Source organism: Pontibacter toksunensis, assembly GCF_042686245.1.
Classification (GTDB): Bacteria; Bacteroidota; Bacteroidia; order Cytophagales; family Hymenobacteraceae; genus Pontibacter; species Pontibacter toksunensis.
Genome location: NZ_JBHUOX010000011.1, coordinates 192,226 through 200,968, shown reverse-complemented (window position 1 = coordinate 200,968; position 8,743 = coordinate 192,226). Strand labels below are relative to the sequence as shown.

Annotated in this window: 12 protein-coding genes; 7 read left to right on the top strand and 5 right to left on the bottom strand. The window is 48.4% G+C overall.

Annotation, left to right across the window (positions count from 1 at the left end):
- The 3 genes from ACFS7Z_RS15730 to ACFS7Z_RS15720 all read left to right on the top strand — a co-directional run.
- The coding region (locus tag ACFS7Z_RS15730) for a T9SS type A sorting domain-containing protein (protein ID WP_377486388.1) at window positions 1-389 on the top strand (389 nt) is incomplete at its 5' end.
- Window positions 390-937: 548 nt separating this feature from the next.
- Entirely contained in the window at window positions 938-1,201 is a 264-nt protein-coding gene (locus tag ACFS7Z_RS15725; protein ID WP_377486399.1) for a dihydrofolate reductase family protein, read from the top strand.
- Window positions 1,202-1,422: 221 nt separating this feature from the next.
- Window positions 1,423-1,992: a DUF4256 domain-containing protein gene (locus ACFS7Z_RS15720; protein WP_377486385.1), complete on the top strand. Its 570-nt coding sequence runs from the start codon at window positions 1,423-1,425 to the stop codon at window positions 1,990-1,992.
- A 146-nt stretch (window positions 1,993-2,138) separates the two neighbouring features.
- On the opposite strand, the gene ACFS7Z_RS15715 is transcribed toward ACFS7Z_RS15720, so the two are convergent.
- Together ACFS7Z_RS15715 and ACFS7Z_RS15710 are read right to left on the bottom strand one after the other, a co-directional pair.
- Window positions 2,139-2,720 (bottom strand): HPP family protein, encoded by a 582-nt coding sequence (locus ACFS7Z_RS15715; RefSeq protein WP_377486382.1) that lies wholly within the window; start codon window positions 2,718-2,720, stop codon window positions 2,139-2,141.
- A gap of 25 nt (window positions 2,721-2,745) precedes the next feature.
- A complete protein-coding gene (locus ACFS7Z_RS15710; RefSeq protein ID WP_377486379.1) occupies window positions 2,746-3,075 on the bottom strand; it encodes a hypothetical protein in 330 nt (109 codons plus the stop codon).
- 361 nt (window positions 3,076-3,436) lie between these two features.
- On the opposite strand from ACFS7Z_RS15710, the gene ACFS7Z_RS15705 reads away from it, so the two are divergent.
- A complete protein-coding gene (locus tag ACFS7Z_RS15705; protein ID WP_377486376.1) occupies window positions 3,437-4,003 on the top strand; it encodes a heme NO-binding domain-containing protein in 567 nt (188 codons plus the stop codon).
- A gap of 22 nt (window positions 4,004-4,025) precedes the next feature.
- Here ACFS7Z_RS15705 and ACFS7Z_RS15700 read toward each other — a convergent pair whose 3' ends face one another.
- Complete coding sequence (locus ACFS7Z_RS15700; RefSeq protein ID WP_377486373.1) at window positions 4,026-4,385, bottom strand: DUF1801 domain-containing protein; 360 nt, start codon at window positions 4,383-4,385, stop codon at window positions 4,026-4,028.
- A 397-nt stretch (window positions 4,386-4,782) separates the two neighbouring features.
- Between ACFS7Z_RS15700 and ACFS7Z_RS15695 the strand changes: the two genes are divergently transcribed.
- The 3 genes from ACFS7Z_RS15695 (at window position 4,783) to ACFS7Z_RS15685 (ending at window position 7,308) form a co-directional block, all read left to right on the top strand.
- Window positions 4,783-5,004, top strand: coding sequence for a hypothetical protein (locus ACFS7Z_RS15695; RefSeq protein ID WP_377486370.1), 222 nt, complete (start codon window positions 4,783-4,785; stop codon window positions 5,002-5,004).
- A 261-nt stretch (window positions 5,005-5,265) separates the two neighbouring features.
- Window positions 5,266-5,508: a T9SS type A sorting domain-containing protein gene (locus ACFS7Z_RS15690; RefSeq protein WP_377486367.1), complete on the top strand. Its 243-nt coding sequence runs from the start codon at window positions 5,266-5,268 to the stop codon at window positions 5,506-5,508.
- 771 nt (window positions 5,509-6,279) lie between these two features.
- Window positions 6,280-7,308 carry a phosphotriesterase family protein gene (locus tag ACFS7Z_RS15685; RefSeq protein WP_377486364.1) on the top strand — a complete coding sequence of 343 codons (1,029 nt, stop codon included), beginning with the start codon at window positions 6,280-6,282 and terminating at the stop codon, window positions 7,306-7,308.
- A gap of 102 nt (window positions 7,309-7,410) precedes the next feature.
- On the opposite strand, the gene ACFS7Z_RS15680 is transcribed toward ACFS7Z_RS15685, so the two are convergent.
- Window positions 7,411-7,596, bottom strand: coding sequence for a hypothetical protein (locus ACFS7Z_RS15680; RefSeq protein WP_377486361.1), 186 nt, complete (start codon window positions 7,594-7,596; stop codon window positions 7,411-7,413).
- Between the two features lie 234 nt (window positions 7,597-7,830).
- On the bottom strand, window positions 7,831-8,733 hold the full coding sequence (locus ACFS7Z_RS15675) for a flavin reductase family protein (protein ID WP_377486358.1): 903 nt from the start codon (window positions 8,731-8,733) through the stop codon (window positions 7,831-7,833).
- Window positions 8,734-8,743: the final 10 nt, after the last annotated feature.

Genomic DNA, 8,743 nt, shown 5'->3' with positions numbered 1-8,743 from the left:
TGTCAGCAAGCCTGGACGACAATGCCGAAGCCTGCACCGCCATCGGCGGGGGCAACATCACCATCCACAAGCCCAGCAACAGGAGCTTTGCCAGGAAGGACGCTGTCGCTGCAGGAGCGGCTCCTGAGGGACATGTGCTGGCTGTCTACCCCACCTCCGTCTCTGACAGGGCAACGCTTCGCTTCTCATTGGAAAGCGCAGATGTGTACACCCTGGGTATCTATGACATCAAAGGAGCCCTCGTCAGAAGTATAGCCACTGGGTCTGCAGAGGCAGGCAGGCGCTATGAGCACCACATATCCGCAGAAGGCATGAGCAGGGGCCTTTACCTGGCCCGACTCATCACCGGGGGAAATGTGCAGACCGTCAAGTTTGTCGTGGACAGATGATGTCAAAAGAACACGTCGGAAAGGATTTTGGGAACAGGTACTGGTCAGCTCCTTTTACAAAAACAGTTGCTATTTTTGCAATGTGTAGATGAGTGCTTTGCTTCATACAAATTTAAAAGATGCTTGCAAAATGCCATTGTCTAGAAGTACCCTAGGTTATAGCTATAAACCAAGGTACTTCTAAAAGAAAAAGAAACTGCTGCTTTGACAGAAGGACTTTGAGGTGATTTTAATCGTAGCCCCTTTGGAGACCCCGATCAGGATACTTTCAATACCAGCAGTACATTCCCCTGGAATACTTTTTTCACTTCAATACGCTCAAAGCTATGAAAAGGAAAAGCACGCCTATGGAAGTTGTGAACCCCCACGCCGGCATCGAAGTGGGCAGTCGCTCGCACTTTGTGGCCGTGGGCTAGGTGTAGGCTTAGGGAAACTTTCAGCCTGATGATGATGCAACCGAGACAGAATTAAAACTATGGCAAAGAGTTCATAAAAAGAAAAATTGCGTATTCTCCCGTCAAAATGTACAGGATGACAGAGCAACCTTTATAAGCTCGGACGTAGCAAGCAAAGTAGCTGAAATAAAGAAAGAGGGTGGTAAAGACATTTGGCTTTATGGCGGGGCAAGTCTAATAAATACTTTCATTCAATTAGGTGTGATAGATATATACCGTCTTTCAGTTCATTCAACAGCATTGGGAAGTGGAAAGCCATTGTTTGGAGACTTAAAGAATCAAGTGAATTTACACTTGATTAAAACGAACACATTCAAATCAGGGGTTGTACAATTAATTTATCAACCGAAAAAATAAACAACAAAGTCCCAACAGCGCATATGGCTTAGGCGGATAAAGAAGTAAGTCCATGGTTTTCGGCTCCTGGTCAGGTTTCTCCCAGGCGGACAGGAATGTGCTTCGAGAACTGCCATAAACCCTATGCGGGAACGTTGGCAACAAAGCAAAGAAACCTCTCAGCCCGACATCGTTCATAATTTATTCATAAGAAACCGTCTGCAAATAAAAAATATAAGGTTATGACAATGATAAGCAAGAAGCAGCTGTCAGCAGAACAACGTGAAGAACTATTCAGCGCATTAAAAGGCCGTTTTGAAAAAAACATGGACAGGCATAAGAATCTTGAATGGACAAAAGTACAAGCAAAGCTGGGAGGAAATACCGAAAAGCTCTGGTCGCTCAATGAAATGGAAAGAACGGGTGGGGAGCCGGATGTTGTTGGTTTTGATGAAGAGACGGGGGAGTACATTTTTTATGATTGTTCAGCGGAAAGTCCGAAAGGCCGCAGGAGTGTTTGTTACGATACTAAGGCACTGGAGTCAAGGAAAGAACATAAACCAAAAGACAGTGCTATCGGTATGGCTTCCGAAATGGGCATAGCGGTATTAACAGAACAACAATACACGGAATTGCAAAAGCTTGGAAAGTTCGATTCTAAAACGTCAAGTTGGCTGCATACACCGTCTGACATCAGGGAGCTAGGAGGGGCAATTTTTGGCGACTGGCGTTACGGACATGTGTTTGTTTATCACAATGGGGCGGAATCTTACTATGCAGCCAGGGGTTTTCGCGGTTCACTAAGAGTTTGATTATAAACGGCAAAAGAAAAAAGAGGCAGAAAAGCCTGGATGCTGACAATATAAAATCACCAACACGACCTTGTGGTCTGATGATACACTTGAAATTCTTAATTAGCCTGAAGGGGGAGGAATCCTTTTAGTATACCGTAACTTGTCTACCGGTACCTTCTTTTCCACACCTTAAACCAGTTCCTGTTCCTGGGGTAACGGCGGTGGGAGGTCATGTTGTTGAACACCAGGGCCACCAACAGCAGGATAGCTACACCGGAAAGCACAGGGCTGAGCACGTACAGATAACCAAGGCTGCGGATTTTCTCTGAGCCGATGTTGGCAATCAGGGCCGTGGCCCCACCGGGAGGGTGCATGGTCTTGGTCACCTGCATCAGTACAATGGAGAGGGAAACAGACAGGGCTGCAGCCAACCATAGCTCATGGGGTGCCAGGCGGTGGACGGTAACGCCGACGAGGGCGCAGATGACATGGCCTCCAATCAGGTTCCTGGGCTGGGCTAAAGGGGAGTTGATAAGGCCGTAGATTAACACAGAGGAGGCCCCGAAAGAACCAATTAGGAACAGGGAATCAGCGGCGTCAAAATAGTTGCTGTTCAAAAGGCCTATCAGCCCTATCCCCAGAAAGGAACCGGCAAAAGTCCAGAAATGCTCTTTGTAGTCGATTAATGTCTCCTTATAGAAAACATAGCGCGCCATGCGCATCTGCCTTTTCAATCTTTTCTTCATTTGTTTGCCGTTTGGCGGTACTCATTTAAGTTACTTTAACCGTTCTGCAACAGGCAGGACGTATTGTTAATATGCTGCTGCCGCCACTGGCAATGCACAGCCACGACGACAGAAGCATGGCTGGGTTGTTCTTTGGTTGCAGCCTGCCACCCTTAAAACGGGCATTGTTCACAATCAAATCCATCTCGCCCAGGTCTCCAAGGGAATAGATAATCAGGCCTGCCAGTAAGCCCGCCACTGCCATCAACGGTATCACGTACAGCCCCTTGAACTGGGCCAGGAAATGCAGCAGGCCCTCCAGCACAAACCAGTATAACCCTGCTATCACGCCGCCTACTAGACCAATGGCCCCCACAGCAGAAAGATTTTACTGAACACAAAAGGATTGAACTGCAGGGGATAGTTCAGCTGGTTCCGAAGGGTTAACGCCAGTCTTCTTCTCTTAAAGTCCATCGGGCAAAGGTACTTGAATCAGTAAATAATTCCTCGTACAGGCTGCAGGAGCCACTGCCTGGCCCACTTGCGTGAGGAAAGTACGGGATAGCAAAAGTACCAAAGGACCGTCTTGTCTTCGGAACAAACACATTAATAAATAAGGGCTTATACAGGGTATAATTCAAAACAAAAATTTTATTCATAAGCAGCTTTCACCACAACAGGAGATATTCTTTAAATTTGGGGTTTTCTTGCTATCATATCGACTAAACAGAATCAGCATGCATTCTTTAGCAGGTGACACCATGCACGGGTCCATCTTCGTTTTTCTGAAGCGGTTCGTGGAGTACAGGCACAACTACAATACCTGGGTCAACATCCTGGAGGAGGTAGGGCTGGGCAACCGTGTGCCTTACCAGATGAACGAGGTGTACCCTATTAAGGAGCTGTTCACCATCATGTCAGCCGCTGCCCGTTCTCAGGGCCTGCCTGACGCCGTTTTCCAGGAGAATTTTGGGGAGTTCCTGGTGCCGGACCTGCTGCTGGTGTTCAAGCGCTTCATTGATCCCTCCTGGAAAACGCAGGAGATGCTGCTGCACGTCGGTTCGCACATGCACAGGGGCATAAAGAAGGAGAACGATGCCGCCAATCCGCCTCCGCTGCATGTCTCCAGAGTGGGCAGGAACATGCTCATCCTCGACTATCACTCCAGGCGCAGGATGGCGGGCTTCGCCATCGGCATCATCAAAGGGCTTGCCCAGTATTTTGACGAGAGAGAGAAGGTCAGCGTGCTTCCGGCCACAGAGCCTGATGCTGAGCGGGTGCAGATAAGGGTGCAGTTTCACTAGGGCCTGCCCCGCTGCAGGGCCGTTAGCTCTGGTTCAGCAGCACCGCCTCGCGTATCAGGCCCACGAAGTAACCCTCATCAATGTCCTGCAAAGAGCGCACTTTTATGTGTGGGTGCTTCCCGTTGCGGGTAACAAGACGGCGCTTCGGGTCAGAGAGCTCCTTGCCGCGGAAAAAGCCGAAGTGGATGCCGCCGCGCGAGGGGGCGAAGTAGCAGACGGGGCCACGGAAAAAGTAGCAGGCACTCTCCCAGCGAATGGTTTCCTGCAGGTGCGCGGCAGAGTCGGCCACGATGCGACGCACCTCTCTTGCCAACTCCTGCTTCTCAGGTGCCAGCGATGCTACATATTCATCTACCTGGCGGGAGGAAGTGCTGCGTCTCATGCGGGATTGCTTTTATGCAGTGCAATATTAGCATATGTTAATATTTATTCCAACTCACCCTCGCCATCCGCCTGCCACAGCGGAAGGGCAACGAAACGTTGGTTCTCAGTCAGGCGAAGATGAACATGCCATTCCCGGCGCAGCAGAGTTGCTGCCTCCTGAAACCGGAGAATGCCATAACAGCAGTCTTTTGTTGTACCTATGGCTTCATTAAGAAACAATAGACATATTCTGCCAAAAATTAGAACTTTATGTTGCAACATCAGTATACAGTTGCTGTACCTAAACGACACTGATGAACTACGCCCTGCTATTCTGCCTGCTGCTATCAGCACTGGTGAACTCCATAGAGAATAAGTCTGAGAAAGAAGTTCCGGAGAAAAGAAGCTAACAGACCATGCTGCTCTACATTGCAAAGAAACCGAGGCCAAGAAGGGAGAGAACCCTGCTGAAAGCGGCAGTGGAACTGCACCTCTTTGCCATCCTGCTGTTTTCGATAACCGCTGCCGCCCTTTTTTTCGCAGAGCCTTCGCCACCGGTGGACCTTATGCTCCGCCTGTCACTGGCTGCCTACGCGACAGCCTTCCTTTGCGTGGCAGCCGACAGGGCTACCAGGTAGCGGAGCCTGAGGTGCAGTCGCTTCAGAGGAGGACGTGCTTTGAGTTCAGTTGGGCGGTAAAAGCAGGCCTTTTCTCCCCGGAATAGCGATACAACCGTTGCGGCTGCATGCTGGAAGAACGAAACTAATTTGTAAGTTTACACTTCTTACTAACCAATCATCTCCCTGAGGGGCGGGTTTATCGGATGGCGCAAGGCTTGGATTCAGAACTTATCTTCAAGTGCTTTTTTGAGGGAGTTCTTTTCGCCCAGTTAGCCTACGTTGTTCTCCACCTGTGCGTGTCTAACAAGCGGCGAGACTACCTTTACTATCTCCTGTACGAGCGGCCATGCCTCGCTGCAGCTGTTCGACATGCGGGGCCGGTTGGTACACACTGGCAACGTAGAACTGCAGGCGGGACTGAACGAGCTGGCCCTGCCGCTCAAGTCCGTGAGAAACGGCATGTATATCTTCAAGCTAACCGGAAACGATATCAGCGGAACTGTGAAGGTGCTCAAAAACTAAACTGCTGAAAGGCAGCAAACAAAAAGTGCGAATCAGTTTACAAGCTTCCTTTTTTGCGTACACAGGGTAAGTTGTACACACAGGCGCACGACGGTATAAATTATGCTTCGGCACATCATGCTCCTGGAGTGAGAAGAGAGTTAATTCTCATTATCAAAGGACCTTCCTGCCCTGCATGACACTAAAGGTTTAGCCATTATCCTGGAACGGCTATCATCAAGCAGTTGTAACTGTAGTCATGCTTAACATAAAGCAGCTTACTGATCAAGAACAAGAAAGGTTCCTCGGGATGAGGAGCCTTTCTTGTTCTATAACGCCTGCTATCTTTCATCCTTGCTATTTTTGAACTATTACCCTACCGAATAGTTCATCAGCAACTGCTGTTCCTGAGGGTGAGAATACAGATAACAAAGGGCATCATATTGAACCAAGGCAGAAAAGTAGTTTAGATAATATCCTAAACATAGCGCTCCGCTAAGATGGCTGAGGCCTGAGGAGGCCTGGTCCTCCCGCAAGTCGCAGTGCCGGACAAGCTGCCAGGCAAGCCTTTGCCGTCGTTAAGTTCGGAATATTTTGTCAAACCGATTTTGCTTAAATTAAGTCTTTGGAAGCTTATTTTTAACATGGCCCATGTTTACCGCTGTCCGGCAGTAATGCAAAGTTGTACGTTTTGCTAACATCAAATAATGTATCTTTTGGAAATGATGCATGAAGACCTAACAAAGCTTTATTCTTTAACTAATAGTTTCTTTGCCACTAAAATCCAGTGTTATGAGCAAATCAATCGTTTATCTGGTTGCAATCCTTTTTGCGACAGGCTGCTCCCAAAATCTGAAGCAAGGGAAACTTGTCACCGTAACAGGCGAGATACCTGTTGAAGAAATGGGAATCACCTTGATCCACGAGCATGTACTGGTCGACTTTATTGGAGCTGACAGCACTGGAGCCCATCGTTGGGAAAAATCGGAGGTGATTGAAAAGGCGCTTCCTTTTTTAATGGAAGCCAAACAGAAAGGCGTGAACACATTTTTTGACTGCACCCCTGCCTATTTAGGCCGCGATCCTTTATTGCTTAGACAGCTCTCTGAAAAAACCGGAGTGAATATCGTTACCAACACAGGCTATTATGGTGTAGGAGACAATAAGTATGTTCCTGCACACGCTTTAGGCGAAACTGCTGAAGCTATTGCCAAAGTTTGGATCGGTGAATTCAACAATGGAATTGATGGTTCGGGTGTATACCCGGGCTTTATCAAAATATCAGTTGATTGGAAAGACACCTTGTCGCCGATGCATGTGAAAATTGTCAAGGCAGCAGCAATTACGCACAAGGCAACAGGACTGACCGTTGTTTCACATACTGGCACCGATGGCCCGGCATTTGCGCAATTGGAGATACTGAAAGGGGAGGGGGTTTCTCCTGAAGCCTTCGTGTGGACGCATGCGCAGCACGGTACTTTTGAAGGGTATATCAAAGCCGCAAAACAAGGTGCATGGATTTCGCTGGATAATGTGAATAAAGACAGTTCTGGTAAACCTGGTGGGATTGATTGGTGTGTAGAGCTTTTAACAAAATTGAAAAAGGAAAATGTGCTTCATAAAGCGTTGATATCCCATGATGCGGGGTGGTATGATCCAGAACAGGAAAACGGCGGAAACTATCGCGGTTATACTGATATATTCGAACATCTGATTCCGGCCTTGAAGAAAAGTGGGTTTAGTCAGGAGGATATCGATTTATTGCTCGTTAAAAATCCACAAATGGCCTATGCCGTGAATATCAGGGAAATTAACAAATGAAATCGCTGCGCTACATCGCTTATAAAACGTTTAGGGATTGGCTTGAAGTAAATGCTTCTGTCCCGCATAGGCGTTCGCGCTTTGCCTTGGTGTAGCGCTGTTTTAGGTGCTCCGGGTTTTGTCCAGGTTGTACTCCGGGCCGTATATAATGCGCAGGTAATCGCTGCCGCAGCACTTCAAGACCGGCTGTATCAGCCTGTCCCGGTAGGTTGGCACAAAGCCGAGCCAAGTAGGCACGAGGCAGGCCAACATTTCCTGCCTTAGCGCATTTAAGTATATATGAGCCAATTTTTGAAGCTCCTTCTTCTCGCATACCGGATGAAATTAGAACAGGTTCATGCAATGGTTCAATCATACAGCACTCGGAAGAGGCAATGAGACCAGCAAAGCCCCTGTCAGGTCGGCGGTTGCTCATATAAATTGAAACCCTTCACCTGTTTGAAGACGGCAGTGGCAGAATCGGGAGCGCCATAGCAGAAAAAGCTTTGTCGTAATCCGTAGGCTGAACCTTAAGGGGTAGACTCACAGCCCCATTAGCAACAGTACCTTCCATGCCTGTGCTACCTGATTATCTTCCAGCAGCTTTTTACCCAATACTTCCAGTTCCTTCCGCTGCTTTGCCGGGTCATGCCGGTACTTTGTGAGGATGTATGACACCAGCGGGTCTGACTGGAAAGCTGTTACTTCTTCATCTGTGGGCATTTTCTCTGTGTTGCCCAGGCGGCCTAAGTTGCTGCCGGTCAGGATGCTGCTGTTGCGGATAAAGTCGGGGATTTGGTCAACGCCCATTCCTTTGTTGCGGTTGGGCTTTGGTAGCTTAAAAATAGATTCCGGAATGGCATGAAGGTAATCGTCTCCACCCATGCGGGCCACGGCATTCAGTTTAACAGAATCAATTTTCCCGTTTTCTTCTAAAATGTTTTCGTTCACGTGCATCAGCAGGACCTCACAAAGCACCAGGTTGCCGGCGCCGCCTTCTGCACCAAGTTTTATCACATCGTTCACCCTGCACTCAAAAGCCACCGGCGCCTCCTGTACACGCGGCGGCTTTACCCGTTCGGATGCTGCGGGTGTCAATCCGGATTTAATAAATTCATTCACTCCCAGATCATACTCTGTGCTGGCCAGTGACATTTGCTCCACCAAGTCATAGTTGCCAATATTGATAACAACTTCTTTGGTGGCAAGCACATTCTCCAGGGTATGCTTGCTGCTGTTGTCGCGCATCCGGCTTAAAGGGGAAAAAACCAGAATAGGAGGTTTCGCGCTGAAAAGGTTAAAAAAACTGAAGGGGCTGAGGTTTACATTACCTGCTGTATCGGTGGTGCTGGCAAAGGCAATAGGTCGTGGTGCAACGGCTCCAGACATGAGGGCATAAAGTTCTGAGGCCTGTGCCTGCTGTGGATCAATGGTTTTAACTGACATAGCCCTAATG